18 protein-coding genes are annotated in these 20,225 nt (G+C 59.7%); 3 read left to right on the top strand and 15 right to left on the bottom strand.

The window, feature by feature from the left end:
* Nucleotide 1 precedes the first annotated feature (1 nt).
* Complete coding sequence (locus tag DBY73_RS05610; RefSeq protein ID WP_112010215.1) at nt 2-4,954, bottom strand: alpha-2-macroglobulin; 4,953 nt, start codon at nt 4,952-4,954, stop codon at nt 2-4.
* Nucleotides 4,955-5,156: 202 nt separating this feature from the next.
* Here DBY73_RS05610 and sseA point away from each other — a divergent pair, with 202 nt between their 5' ends.
* Nucleotides 5,157-5,999 (top strand): 3-mercaptopyruvate sulfurtransferase, encoded by an 843-nt coding sequence (sseA, locus tag DBY73_RS05605; protein WP_112010214.1) that lies wholly within the window; start codon nt 5,157-5,159, stop codon nt 5,997-5,999.
* A 34-nt stretch (nt 6,000-6,033) separates the two neighbouring features.
* On the opposite strand, the gene sseB is transcribed toward sseA, so the two are convergent.
* From sseB to trmJ, 11 genes are all read right to left on the bottom strand, one after another.
* The gene (gene sseB, locus DBY73_RS05600) at nt 6,034-6,810 is read right to left on the bottom strand and encodes an enhanced serine sensitivity protein SseB (protein ID WP_112010213.1); all 777 of its coding nucleotides are present in this window, start codon (nt 6,808-6,810) and stop codon (nt 6,034-6,036) included.
* Nucleotides 6,811-6,923: 113 nt separating this feature from the next.
* Entirely contained in the window at nt 6,924-8,210 is a 1,287-nt protein-coding gene (gene pepB, locus DBY73_RS05595; protein ID WP_112010212.1) for an aminopeptidase PepB, read from the bottom strand.
* A 53-nt stretch (nt 8,211-8,263) separates the two neighbouring features.
* Nucleotides 8,264-8,464 carry a Fe-S cluster assembly protein IscX gene (gene iscX, locus DBY73_RS05590; RefSeq protein ID WP_003860650.1) on the bottom strand — a complete coding sequence of 67 codons (201 nt, stop codon included), beginning with the start codon at nt 8,462-8,464 and terminating at the stop codon, nt 8,264-8,266.
* Nucleotide 8,465: 1 nt separating this feature from the next.
* Complete coding sequence (gene fdx / locus DBY73_RS05585) at nt 8,466-8,801, bottom strand: ISC system 2Fe-2S type ferredoxin (protein WP_003860652.1); 336 nt, start codon at nt 8,799-8,801, stop codon at nt 8,466-8,468.
* Between the two features lies 1 nt (nt 8,802).
* Entirely contained in the window at nt 8,803-10,653 is a 1,851-nt protein-coding gene (gene hscA / locus DBY73_RS05580; protein ID WP_112010211.1) for a Fe-S protein assembly chaperone HscA, read from the bottom strand.
* A gap of 15 nt (nt 10,654-10,668) precedes the next feature.
* Entirely contained in the window at nt 10,669-11,184 is a 516-nt protein-coding gene (gene hscB / locus DBY73_RS05575) for a co-chaperone HscB (RefSeq protein WP_112010210.1), read from the bottom strand.
* A 79-nt stretch (nt 11,185-11,263) separates the two neighbouring features.
* Nucleotides 11,264-11,587 (bottom strand): iron-sulfur cluster assembly protein IscA, encoded by a 324-nt coding sequence (gene iscA / locus DBY73_RS05570; protein WP_003860659.1) that lies wholly within the window; start codon nt 11,585-11,587, stop codon nt 11,264-11,266.
* 13 nt (nt 11,588-11,600) lie between these two features.
* Nucleotides 11,601-11,987: a Fe-S cluster assembly scaffold IscU gene (iscU, locus tag DBY73_RS05565; RefSeq protein WP_015703172.1), complete on the bottom strand. Its 387-nt coding sequence runs from the start codon at nt 11,985-11,987 to the stop codon at nt 11,601-11,603.
* 23 nt (nt 11,988-12,010) lie between these two features.
* The gene (gene iscS / locus DBY73_RS05560; RefSeq protein ID WP_003860663.1) at nt 12,011-13,225 is read right to left on the bottom strand and encodes a cysteine desulfurase; all 1,215 of its coding nucleotides are present in this window, start codon (nt 13,223-13,225) and stop codon (nt 12,011-12,013) included.
* Between the two features lie 240 nt (nt 13,226-13,465).
* On the bottom strand, nt 13,466-13,957 hold the full coding sequence (gene iscR / locus DBY73_RS05555) for a Fe-S cluster assembly transcriptional regulator IscR (protein ID WP_006176693.1): 492 nt from the start codon (nt 13,955-13,957) through the stop codon (nt 13,466-13,468).
* Nucleotides 13,958-14,176: 219 nt separating this feature from the next.
* The gene (gene trmJ, locus DBY73_RS05550) at nt 14,177-14,902 is read right to left on the bottom strand and encodes a tRNA (cytosine(32)/uridine(32)-2'-O)-methyltransferase TrmJ (protein ID WP_008502159.1); all 726 of its coding nucleotides are present in this window, start codon (nt 14,900-14,902) and stop codon (nt 14,177-14,179) included.
* 131 nt (nt 14,903-15,033) lie between these two features.
* On the opposite strand from trmJ, the gene suhB reads away from it, so the two are divergent.
* Entirely contained in the window at nt 15,034-15,837 is an 804-nt protein-coding gene (gene suhB, locus DBY73_RS05545; RefSeq protein ID WP_003860668.1) for an inositol-1-monophosphatase, read from the top strand.
* A 39-nt stretch (nt 15,838-15,876) separates the two neighbouring features.
* Here the strand turns inward: suhB and DBY73_RS05540 are convergent, their stop codons facing one another.
* Nucleotides 15,877-16,857, bottom strand: coding sequence for a nickel/cobalt transporter (locus tag DBY73_RS05540; RefSeq protein ID WP_112010209.1), 981 nt, complete (start codon nt 16,855-16,857; stop codon nt 15,877-15,879).
* Entirely contained in the window at nt 16,848-17,486 is a 639-nt protein-coding gene (locus tag DBY73_RS05535) for a DUF1007 family protein (RefSeq protein WP_112010208.1), read from the bottom strand. The genes DBY73_RS05540 and DBY73_RS05535 overlap by 10 nt, the downstream gene beginning before the upstream one ends.
* 125 nt (nt 17,487-17,611) lie before the next feature.
* Between DBY73_RS05535 and csiE the strand changes: the two genes are divergently transcribed.
* A complete protein-coding gene (gene csiE / locus DBY73_RS05530; RefSeq protein ID WP_112010207.1) occupies nt 17,612-18,889 on the top strand; it encodes a stationary phase inducible protein CsiE in 1,278 nt (425 codons plus the stop codon).
* Here csiE and DBY73_RS05525 read toward each other — a convergent pair whose 3' ends face one another.
* A complete protein-coding gene (locus DBY73_RS05525) occupies nt 18,890-20,029 on the bottom strand; it encodes a 3-phenylpropionate MFS transporter (RefSeq protein WP_112010206.1) in 1,140 nt (379 codons plus the stop codon).
* Between the last annotated feature and the right edge of the window lie 196 nt (nt 20,030-20,225).

Below are 20,225 nucleotides of genomic sequence, written 5' to 3'. Positions count from 1 at the left end.
CTTACGGAACAACGATCAGCGGGCCGCTGGCCGCTCCGGTTGCGCGCCACTGCGGCACGTACATGGATTCCACCATCGGCACTGGCACCTGATAGGTTCCCGGCGTGACGGCGCGCGCCAGATAGACCAGCGTCACCGGCTGGCCTTCGTTGACCGGCACGGCGGCCACGAAGCGATCGTCGCGGAACTCCATATGCTGAATATCCGCCTGCTGCATCTGGTTCAGCAGGTTTTGCACCTCGCTGCCGCTGTCCTGCAGGCTGGCGCTGCTGCTGGCCAGATTTTGGTTTTCCAGCTCAAGCCCCGCCGGGAGCAGATCAACCACCAGCGCGTCCGGCACGTTCTGGCTGGCGTTGATTTCAAGCCATACCAGCACCAGCTCGCCGCTCTTCAGCGAAGAGAGGGATTTGCTGCTGCCGTCCGTCGCCAGGATTTGACGTTCGATTTGCAAAACGTTCGACGCGGGCTGAGGGGCATACTCAGGGTAACCCGTACTGTCGAGCCGCACCCACAGCGGAGCGGTGCCGGTATTGGTCACCTGGAGCGCGCCAAGCTGGTCGCCATTCAGGTTTTCAACCTGCGCCTTATCGCCGCTTAATGGGGCTTCAGACGTAGACGATTTCGCCTGCCACGCGCCGCTCAGGGTTTGCAGCGAGCGCCCGGCCAGGAACAGGGCGTTACTTTCCTGCGTCGACAGCCAGCGCTGGCTGAACGCCTGCTCAGAAAGGGTATTGAGCAGCGCGTTCTGCGCATCCGGCAGCAGCTGGTACTCTTCCAGCAGGGAGAGCATCAGCGCGTTGTCGCGAAGCGCGCTGCCGTAATCCGCCATCCAGCTTTTTGCGTCGCTGCGCGGGGTTTTGAGCGCCAGATCCAGCGCCTGCTGGCTGCGCGGCGCATCGCCCATCAGCTTAAGCGCCATGCCGAGCTGCATCAGCGGCAGCCCGGACGCCGCCTGCGCATGGCGATCCCAGATTTCACGCAGCGCGCCCAGCGGCGCTTTCTGCTGTCGCGCCAGCACCAGCGCGGCGTAGGCCTGCACGGCAAAGCGGCTTGCCTGCGCGTCGTCGCTGTAGCGAATAGACATCATGCCCGGGTCCTGCAGGTAGCGCAGCAGCCGGGTATTGGCGTTATTCACCGCGTCCGTCGGCACGCTGTAGCCCTGCTCGCCCGCGCGCACCAGGAAGTCCGTTACGTAGGCCGTCAGCCAGTACTCTTCCGGCCCGTTTTTATCCCACAGCGCAAAGCCGCCGTCGTCGCGCTGCATTTGCAGCAGGCGGGCGATCCCCACGTCAATCGCCCCGCGGCGCTTGTCGTCCGTATCGCCCTTAATGTCGAGCGCCGCCAGCTGCGCGGCGTTGGTATAGAGCGACGGGAACAGGCCGCTGGCGGTTTGCTCCAGGCAGCCGTACGGATAGGCCTGCAGCTCGCGAATGTAGCGCGCCAGGTTCAGCGGCGGCTTGCCGCTCAGCAGCAGCTGCCCCTGCAAGTTCGCAGGAGAGAAACCGTTGATATGCTGGGCCGGTGCGGTCCAGGATTCGCCCGGATTCAGCATCGCGCCGGTATTAACCGTCTGGGCCGGGAAGGCCGGACGCACGCCGATTTTCCAGCTCTTCTGCTGCGGCGCAAAGGTCTCGCCCGGCAGCTGAAGGCCGGTCACCTGCGCCGTCACGTCACCGTCACCGTAGCCGTCCAGCGCGCGCACAGGAATAAACATCGTCGTGCGCGCCCCCGGCGGCAGCTGAATTGGCTGCGGCTGGGCGCCTTCGAGCGACAGTTTGCCGGAGGCCGTTAGCGCCACGTTCAGCGTTTGCGGCTGATCCGTCAGGTTAGTGAGATCCAGCGTGAGCCTTGAGGTATCTCCGCTCGCCAGGAAACGCGGCGCGTTGAGCTCCGTAATAATCGGCGCGGCAACGACCACCTTGCTCTCGCTGCTGCCGAAATCGTCTTCCGTCCAGGCCTGGGCCATCAGGCGCAGCTCGCCGTTAAAATCACCAATCGGCAGCGTAATCGTACCTTCGCCGTTGGCATCCAGCTCTACCGGCTGCGCCTGCTGGGCAATAATCGTGACGTGATTCACCGGCGGCTTGCCGCCGCGCTTCAGCTCGTCGCCGTCGCCGCCGAAGCGCAGCGCGGCCATACGCCCCTGCCCTTCGATGACCTGGCCGTAGATGTCATAAATATCCGCGCCGTAGCGCTTCTGGCCAAAGAAGGCCTGCCACGGATCGGGGGTGACGTAATCCGTAATGTTCAGCACGCCGCTGTCCACCGCAGAGACCAGCACGTTCACCTTCTGCGGCACCGCGCCCTCTTTCACGCTGGCTTTGACCTTCACGGAGAGGGGCTGGTTAGGGCGCATTTTTTGCGGAGCATCCAGCGCGAGGTTCAGTCGGCGGTTTTCGTCACCCATCGGCAGATGCAACAGGCCTACGGCGCGTTTCGGCGTGGCGGATTTAGACTTGTCGCCAGGGCGAACCACCAGCGTGCTGAGATAGAGATCGTGGCGCTTCCAGGCGTTATCCACGGGAATAGAAATATCAAGCCCGGCTGCCGGGACGTCGATCTCTTTCCACCACAGCGGCCCTTCGCTGGACTCGATCATCGCGTAGCCTTTCCCTGCGGCAGGCGCGGCGATATGCAGCTGGATGGTGTCGCCAGGCTGGTATGCCGGCTTGTCGAGCTTCAGGGTTACGCGGTCGGGACGCGCCGCCCCCGTGCCGTCGCTGTTGTCCTGCCAGCTGTAGCCCGCCCAGAAGCGCACGCTGCTGACCGTATCGTCAGGCGCTTTCACTTCCAGACGATAGGAGCCCCACTCCACGGGGAAGGTGACCTTGCCCGTTTCATCGGCCTTGAGGCTGAGTTCCTGCTCACCCTCAACCAGATCTTTTTGATCGAACTGCGACTGCCAGCCGTCGCTTTCGGACCAGTTCCAGAAGTAGTCGCGACGCTCGCGGATCAGGCGCACCTTCAGCCCTGAAACGGCTTTTTTCGCGCCGCTGGCGTCGGCATACACAACATCAAAGCTGGCGTTGCTATTTTCATCAACGATCGGCTGGTTGACGGTGGTATCGGTGCGGTAATCGTAAACCGCCTTGCTGGCGAACTGCGGGCGAATACCGGGCAGCGCGGCGGCGGGCCAGATCGCCTGTTCGGCGCGGCGCGTCACCGGACGTCCGCCGGACTCCAGCAGGCTGGCCTGCAGGATAAGCTGCAGCGGCGAATGCGCGTCTTTCCACTGGCTTTCGGCAGATACCTGCCCGCGGCCCTGCTCGTTAAGCGTCAGCTGAACTTCGTCCAGGCTGCGGCTCAGGTTTTCCTCGGCGATATCGCCAAACTGGAAGCCGGGCAGCGCGGCGACGGCCTCGCGGAGCGGACGCAGGAACAGCTGGCCCTGCAGAGAATTACCGTTGGCCGGCGCGCCGTACAGGTAATATCCCACAACGTCGAAACTCACCTTATCTTCGGGCGACACCGGCGCTTTTTGCCCCGTCAGGTTCAGCGCCATGCGTTCCGGCATAAAGTCTTCTACGTGGAAGTCCCACAGCCGCTGCAGGTTATCGCCCGCGTTGGCGCGGATGTGCCACATGCCCGTCTGGGCACCGCTATCGAGCGGATAGTTGAAGCGGTAGAGGCCGTTTTCAGGCTGAACCACAACGGTGCGCGCCACCTGCCCGTCCGGGCGAAGCACGTCGAGCTTAACCGGCTGCGCGGGCAGCGGTTTGCCATCGCTGTCGCGCAGCAGGCCGTTGAGGATCACCGTTTCGCCCGGACGATAGAGATCGCGCGGGCCAAACATAAAGAACTGTTTGCTGTAGCCAGGGCTACCGGCAATATTGAACTCCGCCAGGTCGAGCGCCGGCAGCTTGAGGTCAAGCAGCGTGGTCTGTCCGTCTTTGCTGGCGAGGATCAGCGCCGCCTCTTTATCCGTTTCCAGCTTCGCATGGCCGTCCGCGTCGCTGTTCGCCTCGGCAAGCGTCTGCCCTTTATCATTCAGCAGCGTGACCTTCACGCCAGCCTGCGCCGCGCCGTTCTCCAGGCTCTGGGTAAAGATATCCAGACGGTTATGATAACGGTGAGCGGACACCCCAATATCGCTCAGGGTAAAGAGCGTGGCGGCATTGCTGTAGCTATAGTGCCCGGCCTGATTCATCACCGCGATGTAGACGCCGGACTGCTGCAGCGGCGCGATATCGCGCAGCGGCAGGAGCAGCTTTTCACGCGTGTTGCGCGCCGGGTTAAGATCGAAACGCCCGGTATAAACCAGCTCCGCCATTTTAAGCAGATTGTCCGATTCCCAGTTGGTCAGGGCGTTGCGGTATTCCCACTGGCTGACAAAGGCGGCCAGCGACTCCGGCTTCACGCGGTAGAAGTTCACGTCAACGTTGTTCACGTTGAGCGCCATTACCGGCAGCCCTTCCACGACCTTGCCCGGCAGCAGCGAGCCGCGGCTGGCAAAGCCGACCGTCGGTTCAACGTCCCGGGTAGTCAGTGCTTTTTCATAATCAATACCAAACGTCGCTTTGTTCAGCGCCTGCAGATCGCGTTCAACGGTGACGACCAGATTACGGTTTGGCTCCAGATGGCGCAGGCGCAGCTCCTTCAGATTCGGCGCAAGCTCCCATGCCCCGTCGACTTTGCCGCTTTTTTTATCCACTACGTGTACCGTTTTCGCAAAATCCTGGTCGGGATTGAGCGGAATGGAGAACGTCAGCACCAGCGTAGCCGCACCGTCAAGCTGGACTTCCGAGGCGTCCAGCAGGGTCAGCGTTTTGCCCTCGCTCTGCGCGGCCAGCTTCGCCAGCGTATCCGCATTCGGCTTATCCGGCGTTTTCTGTTGCGTCGTAGAGGAAGCCGCGGGTACCGCAGCCTGCGTTTTTTCGTCGCTATTGTCGCAGCCGACAAGCGTAAAGGTGGTGAGCAGCGCGAGTGAGAGCGCGGCTAAGCGAAACGGTTTCATCCTGTGTCCCTGGCCCAAAGAGCCTGTTGGTCATCGTCCGGATAAGTATTATCGCCATGTTTGATTAATACCAAAAGTCCAAATTACGATTTGGAGAAAGAGAGTGAAAATAAGGCGTTGCTCGCACGTTGGAAAAGGCCGGCTTGTGGGTATTCGCAAAAACGCCGACAATTCAGCTTTACGGATAAAAACGGAGGCAATCATGTCTACCTCATACTTCGTCGCGGCCGACTGGCTGGTTGAACACGGCGACGACCCGGAAGTTCAGATTATTGACGCGCGGATGGCCCCTCCCGGGCAGGAACATCGCGACGTCCCGGCGGAATATCGCGCCGGACACCTGCCTGGCGCGGTCTTTTTTGATATCGAAGCGCTCTCCGATCATACCTCCCCCCTGCCGCACATGCTGCCGCGCCCGGAAGCGTTTTCGGTGGCGATGCGCGAGCTTGGCGTTAGCCGTGATAAGCACCTGGTGGTATACGATGAGGGCAATCTCTTCTCTGCGCCGCGCGCGTGGTGGATGCTGAAAAATTTTGGCGTGGAGAAAGTGTCAATTCTGGCGGGCGGCCTGGCCGGCTGGAAGCGCGACAATCTGCCGCTACAGCAGGGCGACGTGGCGCTGCCGGAAGGCGATTTTGACGCTGAGTTTAACCCGGACGTGGTTAAACGCCTGACCGACGTGCTGGTCATCAGCCATGAAAAAACGGCGCAAATCGTCGATGCCCGCCCCGCCCCGCGCTTTAACGCCGAAGCCGACGAGCCGCGAGCGGGCCTGAGGCGCGGCCATATTCCCGGCGCGCTGAACGTGCCGTGGGGCGACCTGGTATTTGAAGGCGAATTGAAAACCACTGACGAACTGCGGGAGATTTTCGCGCGTCAGGGCGTTGATCTTACGCGTCCCATCGTCGCCAGCTGTGGTTCCGGCGTAACGGCCTGCGTAGCGATCCTGGCGCTGGCGACGCTTGGCGTAAACGACGTGACGCTGTACGACGGGGCGTGGAGCGAATGGGGCGCGCGCAGCGATCTGCCCGTCGAACCCGCCTGATAGCGCAGCGGGGTGAAGACTCACCCCGCTGTGTTTAGAGAATACGGTTAGTTTTCAGGTCGCGCAGGAAGCCGCCCCAGCGACGCTCGTAGAACGGCGTGATGTGCTCGGTAATAAAGTGGCTGATGCCCTTCTCGCCTTTCTTCACCTGGCAGATATCAATGGGCTCGTCGCCCGGCAGCGTGTCGGTCGCCACGCTTCCCGCCGCCTGAATAATCTCTTCGATATCCCCGTCGGCTTCGATGCCAATCAGCAGCACGGGCTGCTCGTCCGCGCCTTCTTTGATGGAGCACAGGAACGCCCGCTTCACCGGCTTGAGGGTTTTAAACAGCGTGGTCAGCGAGTCGATCATCTGCGCGGGCGGTTCAGCCACCTCTGACAGCAGCAGCGTTTCGCCCCCTTCCAGCACTTCCTGAGTGCTAAGCGGGTTACCCTCTTCGCCAATCAGATGGCTGATTTCACGCGGCGTAAACTCTTTGCCGGTCGGCAGTTTGGCGTTCAGGAACAGCGTCTGGCCGAGCGTCATTTCGAACAGCGTGCGAACGGGCATCACCACGAACGCCTGTTCGTCTTCCACTGCCTTCTGCAGCGCCTCCAGCGAGGTGAAGAACGGGATCACCGACGCGCCGTCGTCTTTCTCCCAGTGCAGCAGATCCAGGGCGCTGTCTTCGACAACCTGATCCCCTTCGGCCGCCGTTCCCGGCACCCAGACGGTGGATTCCAGCAGCGTGCGGAAAAATGCCGGACGGTGGGCGGGCTCGGTCGCCGCCTGCTCCAGCAGGGTTTCTAATTCGTTTTTGGTTTCTGACATAATGATTCCAGATGGTGCATTCCTCCCCTCACCCTAACCCTCTCCCCTTTGGGGAGAGGGAATTTGAACGCCCTCTCCCTTTTGGGGAGAGGGCTGGGGTGAGAGGGCAATAATTACTCAGCCGTCAGCAGGTTCGCAATCGTGCGCACGCCAAGACCGGTCGCGCCTGCGGACCACTGCTCAACCGCCGCTTTACGGTAGGTTGCGGAGCAGTCAACGTGCAGCCAGCCTTCGTGATAGTTCTCAACGAAGTGTGACAGGAAGCCCGCCGCGGTGCTTGCCCCCGCCGAGTACGCGGCGCTTGCGGTGTTATTCAGCTCGGCAAAGTTAGACGGCAGCTGGCTGCGGTGGAACTCGGCCAGCGGCAGGCGCCAGAACGGCTCGTTCTCCTCGGCAGCGCTTGCCAGCACGCGGGCGGCCAGCCTGTCGTCAAAGCTGAACAGCGCGTGGTAGTCATTGCCCAGCGCGGTTTTCGCCGCGCCCGTCAGGGTCGCCATGTCGATGATCAGCTCCGGCTTCTGGGCAGAAGCGTCGATCAGGCCATCGGCCAGCACCAGGCGGCCTTCGGCGTCGGTGTTCATCACTTCGACATTTTTACCGTTGCGGTAGCGAATGATGTCGCCCAGCTTGAAGGCGTTGCCGCTGACCATGTTGTCCGCGCAGCACAGGTACAGCTTCACGCGCTTGTTCAGACCGCGGGTGATGGCAAACGCCAGCGCGCCGGTAATGGTTGCCGCGCCGCCCATATCGGACTTCATGGAGTCCATGAACGCGCTCTGCTTCAGGCTGTAGCCGCCGGTATCAAAGGTGATGCCTTTGCCGACCAGGCAGGCAAATACGGGCGCTTCTTTATCACCGGTTGGGTTGAAGTCTAGCGCCAGCAGCACCGGCGGACGCTCGGAGCCACGGCCTACGGTGTGGAGGCCCATGTAATTCTGCTCGCGAAGGTCTTCGCCTTTGGTGATGCGGTAGGACATTTTATCGCCCGCCACGCCGCACAGCAGGTCAACGGCACGCTGCGCCAGCTGCTCCGGACCGAGATCTTCCGCCGGGGCGTTGATGGTGTCACGCACCCAGTCGATAATCTTTAGGCGGCTTTCCAGCTCTTTCTGACCGGCTTCATCAAGGCTGGCCCACTCAATTTTGCGGGTGCCTTTTGGCCCTTTGTAGCCCGCCCAGAACGCCCAGCTGCGGTCGGTGTCCCAGCCTTCGCCTTCCAGAGAGACATGCTTAATGCCAAGGCCGTCAATTTTGCGCGCGGCGCGCTGGATCAGGCCCAAATCGTCTTTGCCCGTCAGGTGCAGGGTAATGCCGTCGTTATTGATGCTGTAGGTGGCTTTCTCGCCCCAGCGCGCGTCGGCTGGCTGCGTAGAGAGCGTAATCTTCATCGCTTCGGTCATTTTATTTATCCTTATTAGCAAACGGGCCGCCTGAAGGCAGCCCGTTAAGTGATTTACTCTGCTTCATCTAACCAGACTAACAGAATCGCCTCCAGAATTTTTTCATTGGATGCGTTGGGATCGTCGTCAAAATCCTCCAGATCGCAAATCCACTGGTGCATATCGGTGAAGCGTACGGTTTTCGGATCGAGATCCGGGTTAGCGTCGTACAGCGCTTCGCCGATTTCACGGCTGTCTGTCCACTTCAGTCCCATATCAATGCTCGCGTGCGTGGTTGATGGTGTAGCGCGGGAACTCAACGACCAGATCTTCATCGGTGACTGCCGCCTGGCAGCTTAAGCGGCTGTCCGGTTCCAGACCCCATGCTTTATCCAGCATGTCGTCTTCGTCTTCGGTGCTCTCGGCCAGCGAGTCAAAACCTTCACGCACGATGCAGTGGCAGGTGGTGCAGGCACAGGATTTTTCGCAGGCGTGTTCCACTTCGATACCTGCGCGCAGGGCAACATCGAGAATGGTCTCACCGGTCTTCGCTTCCAGAACAGCGCCATCCGGACACAGGTCCGCATGAGGCAAAATAACAATCTTTGGCATATTAAACCTCGTCCACGGACTGGCCTTTCAGCGCGACGCGGACGGATTTGTCCATGCGGCGAGCGGCGAAGTCCTGGGTTTGTTTATCAACGTTTTTAATGGCTTCTTCTATTGCGTCAGCGTCATTGCCCATGGCGACCAGGCTTAAGTGCGCGGCTGCCTGGTCAATGACCTGACGCTCAGCGGCGCTTAACAGCGCGGCATCGGCAGTGAGCGCGCCGGTCAAGCTCTCCAGCACGCGTGCGGCTTCGACTTTCTGTTCGGCCAGCATGCGCGCCTTCACGTCCTGTTCGGCGTAGCTCATTGAATCCTGAATCATGGAGGCGATTTCGCCATCGGTCAGGCCATAGGACGGCTTCACCTGAATGGACGATTCGACGCCGGTCGATTTTTCCATCGCCGTGACGCTCAGCAGGCCGTCGGCGTCCACCTGGAAGGTGACGCGAATATGCGCCCCGCCCGCAGGCAGCGCCGGAATACCGCGCAGCGCGAAGCGCGCCAGGGAGCGGCAGTCCTGCACCAGCTCGCGCTCGCCCTGCATCACGTGGATGGACATTGCGGTCTGGCCGTCTTTAAAGGTGGTGAACTCCTGCGCGCGCGCCACCGGGATGGTGGTATTACGCGGGATCACTTTCTCCACCAGGCCGCCCATGGTTTCTAAACCGAGAGACAGCGGGATGACGTCCAGCAGCAGCATTTCGCTGTCCGGCTTGTTGCCAACCAGAATATCGGCCTGGATAGCAGCACCCACGGCCACCACTTTGTCCGGATCGATGGAGGTCAGCGGCGTGCGGCCAAAGAAGTCGCCCACGCGCTCGCGCACCAGCGGCACGCGCGTCGAGCCGCCGACCATAACCACTTCCAGCACCTCGTCGGCCTCAACGCCCGCATCTTTCAACGCGCGGCGGCAGGCCAGCAGGGTACGCTTAACCAGCGGGGAAATGAGTTCATTAAAGGTTGCACGGGTGATTTCACCCTGCCATCCCGCCACGTTAACCGTCACAGAATCGGCATCGCTGAGCGCGATTTTCGCTGCAATCGCGGCATCAAGCAGTTCACGCTGTACGCGGTTGTCGCTGCGATCGGCAACCCCTGCCTGCTCGCGGATGTAGTCCGCCAGAAGGTGGTCGAAGTCATCGCCGCCCAGCGCGGAATCGCCGCCGGTGGCCAGCACTTCAAACACGCCGCGGCTCAGGCGCAGGATAGAGATATCAAAAGTACCGCCGCCGAGATCGTAAACCGCAATCACCCCTTCCTGACCGGAGTCGAGGCCGTAGGCAATCGCCGCCGCCGTCGGCTCGTTCAGCAGGCGCAGCACGTGCAGGCCCGCCAGACGCGCGGCGTCCTTGGTGCCCTGGCGCTGCGCGTCGTCAAAGTAGGCCGGAACGGTGATCACCACGCCGTCCAGATCGCCGCCGAGCGTCGCCGTCGCGCGGGCCGCCAGCGCTTTGAGGATGTCAGCGGAAACGCGAATCGGGTTCAGCAGACCTGCCGCGGTTGCGATCATCGGCAGGCCGTTTTCACTGGCCTGAAGCTGATACGGCAGATGCGGGTAGCGGGCCTGAATGTCGGCCAGCGAGCGGCCCATCATGCGCTTAACGGAGCTGATGGTGTTGGCCGGATCGCGCGCGGCGTTCGCGCGGGCGTCATAGCCTACCGCGTGCCCCTGCTGCTGGTAGTGGACGACGGAAGGCAGCAGATGGCGGCCCTGCTCGTCAGCCAGCGTTTCCGCCTGGCCGCTGCGCACGGTCGCCACGAGGGAATTGGTGGTGCCAAGATCAATACCGACCGCCAGACGACGCTGGTGCGGTGCGGCACTTAAGCCAGGCTCACTAATTTGTAATAAGGCCATAATTTGCTTCCGAAATTAAAAGTCGAGCAGCTTTTCTTCGAGTTGTTCAGCGCTGCTTCGCAGTTTATCGAGAAAACGGAGCTTGCGCACGGTGTCCGCCGCCAGATCCCAGCTCTCGTCGTTCAGTTGCGTCACCATCTGCTGATGGCGAGTATCGAACATGCCCTTCACGCGCTTGATAAAGGTTTCCAGACGCGCTTCGTCTTTGGCCTGTTCAATCTCATCCAGCTCTTCGCGCAGCTCCAGCTGTTCCATCAGAAACGCCGTGTCGCGCACGGTGTGCTGTTCGCTCGCCAGGTCGAAACCGTGGAGCGAGAGCAGATATTCCGCGCGCGTCAGCGGATGGCGCAGCGTCTGCCAGGCCTGGTTGATGGTCGCAGAGTGTGAGACCGCCGCCAGCTGTTCAGCCTGCGTGCCGCTGGCGAATTTATCCGGATGATACTGACGCTGCATATCCTGGAAACGGATCGTCAGCGCCTGGAGATCGATCGGATATTGCGCGGGTAGTCCGAAGAGAGTGAAGTAATCCATAACAATCTCAGGGGTAGCCAGTTAGAACAAACCCCACGCGCAGCGGTAGAGCCACGGTGGGGTTTCGGATGACGCGCGGTTAAACGTGGAAGCTTTCGCCGCAACCACACTCGTCTTTGACGTTCGGGTTCGTGAATTTGAACCCTTCGTTCAGGCCTTCTTTAACGAAGTCCAGCTGAGTGCCGTTGAGGAACTGCAGGCTTTTGCCATCGACCACCACCTTCACGCCCTTGTCTTCAAACACGGTGTCGTCAGACGCCGGTTCATCAACAAACTCCAGTACGTAAGCCATACCGGAACAGCCGGAGGTACGTACGCCCAGCCGCAGGCCAAAGCCTTTACCACGGTTCGCCAGAAAAGAGCTTACTCGCGCGGCAGCGCTGTCGCTAAGGGTAATCGACATACTCAAACCTCAATTATTTTGCTTCACGTTTGCTTTTATAGTCCGCAATGGCGGCTTTGATCGCGTCTTCTGCCAGGATAGAGCAGTGAATTTTCACCGGCGGCAGTTCGAGCTCTTCAGCAATATCGGTGTTCTTGATTGCCTGTGCTTCGTCCAGAGACTTGCCCTTCACCCACTCGGTGACCAGGGAGCTGGATGCAATAGCAGAACCGCAGCCGTAGGTTTTAAAGCGCGCGTCCTCAATGATACCTTCATTGTTGACCTTAATCTGCAGCTTCATCACGTCGCCACACGCCGGAGCGCCAACCATGCCGCTGCCTACGCTATCGTCGCTGTTGTCAAAAGAGCCAACGTTGCGCGGGTTCTCGTAATGATCGATGACTTTTTCGCTGTATGCCATGTTAAATTCTCCTTATGTACCGATTAGTGATGTGACCATTCAATGCTGTTCAGATCCACGCCCTGCTTAAACATTTCCCACAGTGGAGAAAGGTCGCGCAGGCGGCCAATGGAGTTGCGTACCAGCTTGATGGTGTAGTCAATCTCTTCTTCGGTAGTGAAACGACCTAAAGAGAAACGGATAGAGCTGTGTGCCAGCTCGTCGGTCATGCCCAGCGCGCGCAGCACGTAGGATGGCTCGAGGCTTGCAGACGTACAGGCAGAACCGGAAGAAACGGCCAGGTCTTTCAGCGCCATGATCAGCGATTCGCCTTCAACGTAGTTGAAGCTGACGTTGAGGATGTTCGGTGCGCCCTGCTCGAGATCGCCGTTCAGATACACTTCTTCCATATCCTTCACGCCGTCCCACAGACGGTTACGCAGCGTGCGCAGGCGCGCCATCTCGGTTTCCATCTCTTCTTTCGCGATGCGATACGCTTCGCCCATGCCCACGATCTGGTGAACAGGCAGGGTGCCGGAACGCATGCCGCGCTCGTGACCGCCGCCGTGCATCTGTGCTTCGATGCGGATACGTGGCTTACGACGAACGTACAGCGCGCCGATGCCTTTCGGGCCATAGATTTTGTGGCCGGAGAAGGACATCAGGTCCACTTTCAGCTGGCTCAGGTCGATAGGCAGTTTGCCCACGCTCTGGGTCGCATCCACGTGGTAGATGATACCGCGCGCACGGCACATTTCGCCGATGGTGGCGATGTCCTGCACCACGCCGATTTCGTTGTTAACGTGCATGATGGAGACCAGAATGGTGTCGTCGCGCATGGCGGCTTCGAGCTCTTTCAGGTCGATGATACCGTTGCTCTGTGGCGCCAGGTAGGTCACTTCAAACCCTTCGCGCTCCAGCTGACGGCAGGTATCCAGCACGGCTTTGTGTTCGGTTTTGCTGGTGATGATGTGCTTGCCTTTTTTCTGATAAAAGTTGGCTGCACCTTTGATCGCCAGGTTATCGGATTCGGTCGCGCCGGAGGTGAAAACAATTTCACGCGGGTCGGCGCCGACGAGGTCAGCAATCTGATTACGGGCGATATCGACCGCCTCTTCCGCATGCCAGCCAAAACGGTGTGAACGGGACGCTGGGTTACCAAAGTTTCCGTCCAGGGTCAGACACTGCATCATTTTCTCGGCAACACGCGGGTCCACCGGCGTGGTTGCGGAGTAATCGAGATAAATCGGTAATTTCATTGCTCTATAAACTCCGTACATCGCTTCAATGCAAGGAATCAGGCAACCGGCTGGATGTACGACCGAGTTCGCGGGGCATCAAGCCCCGGCCTGATTCTGAAATCTTATAATTTTTTGCCCTAAATAGTTCGTGTTGCAGCAAGGCGGCAAACTTGAGAGTCCCAGGAGCTTACATCAAGTAAGTGACTGGGGCGAGCAAGTGCGGCCAACGCAGTTGCGGCACGAAATATGACGGGCAAATTAGGCGCGTAATTTGACGTCGATTGCGTCCTGCGCGCGGGTGCTGCGCTGTGATTCATGGCTGTGCTGACGGCCAGAGACGTCCAGAACTTCCTGGTTATTCACCAGTTCACCGAGAGTGATGTTGTTCAGGAAGCCGGTCAGACGGTCGCTCAGGTCGCGCCACAGCGCGTGGGTCAGGCACTTATCGCCGCCCTGGCAGCCGCCTTTACCCTGGCAGCGGGTCGCGTCAACGGATTCATCAACCGCGCTGATCACTTCGCCAACCGCAATACTGCCCGCGTCTTTACCGAGCAGATAACCGCCGCCCGGGCCGCGTACGCTGGAAACCAGCCCATTTTTACGCAGTCTGGAGAACAGCTGTTCCAGGTAAGAGAGGGAGATCCCTTGTCGTTCAGAAATATCAGCCAACGGAACCGGGCCCGCTTCGGAGTTGAGCGCAACGTCCAGCATCGCGGTCACGGCATAACGCCCTTTAGATGTCAGTCTCATGTCTTACTTAACCTCAAACTCGCCCCTGCCCGGGGTTTTTTATTGTAAAATGGGGGTATTGCATAGCAGGGCCAAGTCTGACATTCCTGACTAAAATGGTCAACTATTTACTTGACTGTTTTAGTCAGGTATTTAACCTTCTGTGCCTTCATAGCAAAGGTGCGGCCTGATGCCCTCACCCCGGCCCTCTCCCACGGGGAGAGGGGAAAACACACTACACTATTCCTTATTCTTCTGCTCAATCGACGCCAGAATCCCGCGCAGGATGTTCAGCTCCTGGCTTTCAGGGCGCGCGCGGGTAAACAGACGGCGCAGCTTGTTCATCACCTGACCCGGATGGCCTTCGCGGATAAAGCCGGTGGACAGCAGCGTCTGCTCCAGGTGGCCGTAGAAGCGCTCCAGGTCGTCCACCAGCGGATAGGCCGTCTCTTCTTTAGGCTCTACCTCTTTCTCCTGCGTGGCCAGCCACGCCATACGCACTTCGTAGGCGATAACCTGCACCGCCATCGCCAGGTTCAGCGAGCTGTATTCCGGGTTGGCGGCAATGGCGACGTGATAATGGCACTTCTGCAGCTCGTCGTTAGTCAGACCAACGCGCTCGCGGCCAAACACCAGCGCAACCGGCGCCTGCTCGGCTTCCGACACGCTTTTCAGACCGCACTCGCGCGGATCCAGCATAGGCCACGGCAGCGTGCGGGAGCGCGCGCTGGTGCCGACAACCAGGCTGCATCCGGCCAGGGCTTCATCCAGCGTATCGACAATTTGCGCGTTGCCGATCACGTCGCTGGCACCGGCGGCCAGCGCGATGGCCTGAGAGTCGGGTTTCACCAGCGGGTTAACCAGCCACAGGTTCGTTAAGCCCATGGTTTTCATAGCGCGGGCCACGGAGCCCATGTTGCCGGTGTGCGATGTTTCGACCAGCACGATTCGAATGTTTTGCAGCATAGTTTTAGGTATCTGGATTCTGTGTCTGAAGAATATTCCGGCATATTACCATAAACGAGAGACATAATCCGATCCCGCTGCTATACTCTGCGCCGATTTTCCCGTTCTTTAACATCCAGTGAGAGAGACCGATGCATCCGATGCTGACCATCGCCGTGCGCGCAGCGCGCAAGGCGGGTAATGTAATTGCCAAACACTACGAAACACCTGACTCCGTAGAAACCAGCCAGAAAGGCAGCAATGATTTTGTGACCAACGTCGATAAAGCCGCAGAAGCGATTATTATCGAAACGATCCGCAAATCTTACCCGCAGCACACCATCATCACCGAAGAAAGCGGTGAACATGAAGGTACCGATCAGGATGTTCAATGGGTTATCGATCCGCTGGATGGCACTACCAACTTTGTAAAACGCCTGCCACACTTCTCCGTGTCTATCGCCGTACGCATTAAAGGCCGTACTGAAGTCGCCGTGGTTTACGATCCAATGCGTAACGAACTGTTTACCGCGACTCGCGGTCAGGGCGCACAGCTGAACGGCTACCGTCTGCGCTGCAGCAACGCGCGCGATCTGGACGGCACCATTCTGGCGACCGGCTTCCCGTTCAAGGCGAAGCAGCACGCAACCACTTACATGAATATCCTCGGCAAGCTGTTCACCGAGTGCGCGGACTTCCGCCGCACCGGCTCCGCCGCGCTGGATCTGGCCTACGTGGCGACCGGTCGCGTTGACGGTTACTTCGAGCTGTCTCTCAAGCCGTGGGACTTTGCTGCGGGCGAGCTGATCGCGCGTGAAGCAGGCGCCATCGTGTGCGATTTCACCGGCGGCCATAACTATATGTCTACCGGCAACATCGTTGCGGGTAACCCACGCGTGGTGAAAGCCATGCTGGCAAACATGCGTGACGAGCTGAGCGACGCGCTGAAGCGTTAATCCCGGTATTCCCTCTCCCTGTGGGAGAGGGAATTATAGCTAAAATGGCCGCAATCCCCTTCCCACCGGCACCGCGCTTATCCACATCGTCACCGCCGCCACCAGCAGAATTACCCCGCCCGCCAGTGCGAGCGTTATCCACCCAACCTGTCGCCACAGTACCGGCGTTTTCGTGCCGCTGAGCTTTACCGCCAACTGACGGAAGCTGTGTACCAGCACGGCCAGAGATGAAATGGTCAGCGATGTTCCCGCCGCCATCGCCAGCGCCGACAGCATGCCCCAGCCGAACACGCCAATCACCTTGCTGAACAGCAGCACCATGATCGCCCCCGAGCACGGGCGCATGCCCATGGACAGCACAATCATCGTACGGGCGCGCCAGTCGTCTCCGCTTTGAAGCTGCTCCTGCGTCGGCAGATGCTGATGCCCGCAGCCGCAGTGGGCGTCATGCACATGATGAGGAGTGAACGCTTTGAATTTGGGCTTTTGCAGCAGCGCGCGCAGCTTTTTCACCGCCCGCCAGCAGAGGATCAGCCCGAGCACGCCGACCAGCGCATAACTCCCCTTCTCCAGCCAGAAGCTGCTCATGTGAAGCTGACGCGCGGGAAGCTGTAAAAGCGAAAGCACCACCACGACCAGCGCAATCGCCACGCCGCCCTGAAGCAAAGATGACGCCAGCGTCAGGCCGATGCTCGATCGCAGCTTAGAAGGATGGGTGGCAAGCCAGGTGGTGATAACGATTTTGCCGTGCCCCGGCCCCAGGGCGTGCAGCACGCCGTAGATAAAGCTGAACGCCAGCAGCGAGCCGCCCGCTTTCGCGGGGTTTTCCGCCACCGCCTTCAATAGTCCGCTCATCTGCAGGTTAACCTCGCGCTGCCAGACGATGCTTTTCATCATCACCTGCGGCCAGGCATGCCACAGCCACAGCAGGCCGCCCGCGGCCAGCAGCATAAACAGCGCCAGCGGCCAGAAGTGCACCCAGCGGCGCGTTTTCCGGGCTGAAGAGGCAATTACTGACATTGCAGCGTCACCTCCTGCGCAAACTGTTTACCCAACTCCATATCCTCCGGCGGCGCATCGGCTTTATCGAGAGAGAGTGCAAAGTTCAGCGTTTCGTCGCTGGGCTTCGGCGTATGGACGGCAAGTTTGCAGACCTTTTGTAACGATGCGGGAAGCTGCACGTCGCCGTCCTCGGCGTAGCTCATATCGACGTAGTAGGTCGGGTCGAAGGTGGAAAAGGTATACGTCTGCCCGGCCAGCGGCTGGGGATGCGCCAGCGGGAGCACGAACGACAGCACCGCCCGGTGGCCTTCGCGCGTCATACCGTATTCCGTTGGACGATTGAGAAATTTAACCTTTTGCCCGCTATGCCAGAACTCGGTGAAGTAGTGCTGACCAAGCACGTTGGCCATCACTTCCGCCGCCAGTTTTTTCCAGATCTCATCGCCCGGCTTCGCGTTTCCCGCATCGTAGAGCAGGTCCGCCGAGGTGATTTCATCCATCGTCCAGCGCATTTTAAGGCCGTTCAGCTGTTTGCCGTCCGAGACGATCTCCGTTTTCAGGCTAATGAAACTATGAGGATGCGCGCTGACGGCAGAGGTGAAAACCGCCAAAAATACCGCCATCGCGCTGTGTTTAACTATTTGCATCAATTCCTCACGTCAAAAATTCTGTGATGTTCGCCAGCAATCCTGAGTGAAAGGCCCGCCGGTGCGCTTTTCAGCGCGCATCCTTTAGCTATTCTTATCTAACATTCACACTGGATACCCGACAGATGATGCCGACGCTTGAAATTCCATCTGTGCTTTCCAGTTCGCAGCGCCGCTGCCAGGTGCTTTTAATGCTTTACCTGCCCGATGCTGCCGTCACTGCGCAGAGCATTATCCTTGCCAACGGGGTCGATGACGCCTTGGCACGGCAAGATATAGCCGAGACGCGCGATGAAATCCAGCGCTATCACCGGCTGGACATTGTTACACACCATGACGGAAGCTACCGGATTGAAGGCTCGGCCCTCAATCAGCGCCTGTGCCTGCTGCACTGGCTGCGCCGCGCGCTCCGGCTGTGCCCACAGTTTGTCTCGCACCAGTTTACCCCGGCGTTAAAAACCGCGCTTAAACAGCAGGGCATTGCCCGGCCGCTTTATGACGATGCCAACCTGCGGGCGCTGATCGGCTTTTGTGCCCGCAAGCTTCAGCGCCAGTTTGACTGCCGCGACGTCCAGTTTTTACAGCTCTATCTGCAGTATTGCCTTATCCAACACCAGCTAGGTAATACTCCGCAGTTTTCGCCCGTTCAGCGCAGCTGGACGCAGTCGAGAGGTGAATACTTTACGGCGCAGGAGATCGTGCGCCACTGGAAGCGTCGCGTCCCGCAGGGCGCCCACCGCGACGAGCAGCTATTTCTGGCGCTGCTGTTTATGATGCTGCGCACGCCCGATCCGGCGATGGATAAACACCAGCAGGACCAGCGCCTGCGTCGGGCGATTGTGCGGATGGTGGCGCGGTTCCGCACGCAGACGGGGATGAAGTTCAGCGACGAGCAGGGGCTGACCGATCAGCTGTATGTTCATCTTGCTCAGGCGCTGGATCGCTCGCTGTTTGAGATCGGTATTGATAACAGCCTGCCGGAGGAGATCCACCGCCTTTACCCGCGCCTGCTGCGCACCACCAAAGCCGCCCTGTTTGAGCTTGAAGCGGAGTTTGGGCTGCGTTTTTCCGATGAGGAGATGAGCCTGGTGGCGGTGATTTTTGGCGCCTGGCTGATGCAGGAAACCGACCTGCATGAAAAGCAGGTGGTCCTGCTGACGGGTGAAGACAAAGCCTGCGAAGAGGTCATCGAGCAGCAGCTGCGCGAGCTTACCCTGCTGCCGCTCAATATTCGCTACCTGACGCTCCAGGCGTTTCAGAAAGAGGGGGCTCCGCGCGAGGCGGCGCTGGTCATTACCCCTTACGCCACCGCCCTGCCGCTATTCTCACCGCCGCTGATCCACGCCGTGGAAGCGCTGAACGCCCAGCAGCAGGAACACATCCGCGCCATGCTGGAAGCGTAGCTACGCGCGCGCCACCACTTTCGGGCGCACCACCATCGCCGGCAGCGCAACCAGCGCCATTACCCAGAACACGCCGTGGCCCAGGTGTTGATACAGGAATCCGGCAAAAACCGTCATCACCGCAATGCTGCCGCCCATCGCCACCGCAGAGTAAACCGCCTGAAGCCTGATCACGTCCCCGCCCTCTCGCGCCGCTATGTAACGCATCGCCGCAAGATGACACACGGTGAATGTGCCGCAATGCAGGATCTGCGCCACGATCAGCCACGGCAGTTCGGTCGTCCAGCCCATGATCCCCCAGCGCGCCACGCCGCAAACGGCGGAAAGCAGCAGCAGATCGCGCGCGCCAAAGCGGCGGAAGAGCTTTTTACTGAGCGCAAAAACAATCACTTCCGCCACCACGCCGAGCGACCACAGATATCCGACCGCGGAAGCGGAGTAGCCTGCCCCCTGCCAGTAAATGGCGCTAAAGCCATAATAGGCCGCATGCGCCCCCTGAAGCAGGCACACGCACGCCAGAAAGCGCCAGCTTTGCGCCACCAGAGCGCGCCATGCCGGCCAGCCCGCGCGCTCCTGGTGGCGGCTTTCGCCCTGCGGCATCACCGACGGACGCAGCAGCATGCCCAGCAGCATCGAGGCGATACCGGCGCTCAGCAGCGCCAGAATCGCCCGGTAATCGTAAAGGCTGACCAGTTTTCCCACCAGCGCTGAGCCAATCACAAAGGCAATTGACCCCCACAGGCGCACGCGCCCGTAGTCCATCGTGATCTGTTTTTGCCAGGTGTTCGCCAGCGCGTCCGTAAGCGGCACCAGCGGTGAGAAAAAGAGGTTAAAGCCCACCATCACCACCATCAGCCAGGCAAACTGGTGGCTTACCCAGAAGCAGGCCAAAAAGACCAGCGTGAGCAGCGCGAGAATACGCAGGGATTTAATCAGCAGTGAGGGATCGCTGACGCGCGGGGCAATCAGCAGGCTGCCCAGAAAACGCGCCACCAGCCCGGCGCCGAGCAGAACGCCAATGGTTTCAGGGGTAAGCCCAATGCCCTTAAGCCAGACGCTCCAGAAAGGCAGAAAAATACCGTAGCTAAAGAAGTAGGTAAAATAGCTGAGCGCCAGCCAGCGCGTGGAATGCAAAACCATGAATCCCTCCCGAATTGGAGGCGATAGTCTGGCGTTAAACCGGGGCCAGCGCAAGCAACGATTAACAAGTAAATAACACTTATGCTTTGCAGGGTTTCATCCAGCATAAATATGATTCCCCGCCGCGTTTGCTCTCATGCTACAGGCTGATTTATGAAGAAAAGCTGAATGGCAGAGTGTTGATTTGTGTATTAGT

The sequence above is a fragment of the Enterobacter sp. RIT418 genome (assembly GCF_003057745.1).
Lineage (GTDB): Bacteria > Pseudomonadota > Gammaproteobacteria > Enterobacterales > Enterobacteriaceae > Enterobacter.
This window is presented reverse-complemented; position numbering and strand designations above follow the sequence as displayed.

Bases quoted from the DNA above. Each gene is read 5' to 3' on its own strand.
- DBY73_RS05610 (WP_112010215.1), bottom strand. From the start codon at position 4,954: ATGAAACCGTTTCGCTTAGCCGCGCTCTCACTCGCGCTGCTCACCACC.
- iscR (WP_006176693.1), bottom strand. From the start codon at position 13,957: ATGAGACTGACATCTAAAGGGCGTTATGCCGTGACCGCGATGCTGGAC.
- sseA (WP_112010214.1), top strand. From the start codon at position 5,157: ATGTCTACCTCATACTTCGTCGCGGCCGACTGGCTGGTTGAACACGGC.
- hscB (WP_112010210.1), bottom strand. From the start codon at position 11,184: ATGGATTACTTCACTCTCTTCGGACTACCCGCGCAATATCCGATCGAT.
- trmJ (WP_008502159.1), bottom strand. From the start codon at position 14,902: ATGCTGCAAAACATTCGAATCGTGCTGGTCGAAACATCGCACACCGGC.
- DBY73_RS05525 (WP_112010206.1), bottom strand. From the start codon at position 20,029: ATGGTTTTGCATTCCACGCGCTGGCTGGCGCTCAGCTATTTTACCTAC.
- iscX (WP_003860650.1), bottom strand. From the start codon at position 8,464: ATGGGACTGAAGTGGACAGACAGCCGTGAAATCGGCGAAGCGCTGTAC.
- pepB (WP_112010212.1), bottom strand. From the start codon at position 8,210: ATGACCGAAGCGATGAAGATTACGCTCTCTACGCAGCCAGCCGACGCG.
- csiE (WP_112010207.1), top strand. From the start codon at position 17,612: ATGATGCCGACGCTTGAAATTCCATCTGTGCTTTCCAGTTCGCAGCGC.
- suhB (WP_003860668.1), top strand. From the start codon at position 15,034: ATGCATCCGATGCTGACCATCGCCGTGCGCGCAGCGCGCAAGGCGGGT.
- iscU (WP_015703172.1), bottom strand. From the start codon at position 11,987: ATGGCATACAGCGAAAAAGTCATCGATCATTACGAGAACCCGCGCAAC.
- iscS (WP_003860663.1), bottom strand. From the start codon at position 13,225: ATGAAATTACCGATTTATCTCGATTACTCCGCAACCACGCCGGTGGAC.
- DBY73_RS05540 (WP_112010209.1), bottom strand. From the start codon at position 16,857: ATGTCAGTAATTGCCTCTTCAGCCCGGAAAACGCGCCGCTGGGTGCAC.
- DBY73_RS05535 (WP_112010208.1), bottom strand. From the start codon at position 17,486: ATGCAAATAGTTAAACACAGCGCGATGGCGGTATTTTTGGCGGTTTTC.
- hscA (WP_112010211.1), bottom strand. From the start codon at position 10,653: ATGGCCTTATTACAAATTAGTGAGCCTGGCTTAAGTGCCGCACCGCAC.
- iscA (WP_003860659.1), bottom strand. From the start codon at position 11,587: ATGTCGATTACCCTTAGCGACAGCGCTGCCGCGCGAGTAAGCTCTTTT.
- sseB (WP_112010213.1), bottom strand. From the start codon at position 6,810: ATGTCAGAAACCAAAAACGAATTAGAAACCCTGCTGGAGCAGGCGGCG.
- fdx (WP_003860652.1), bottom strand. From the start codon at position 8,801: ATGCCAAAGATTGTTATTTTGCCTCATGCGGACCTGTGTCCGGATGGC.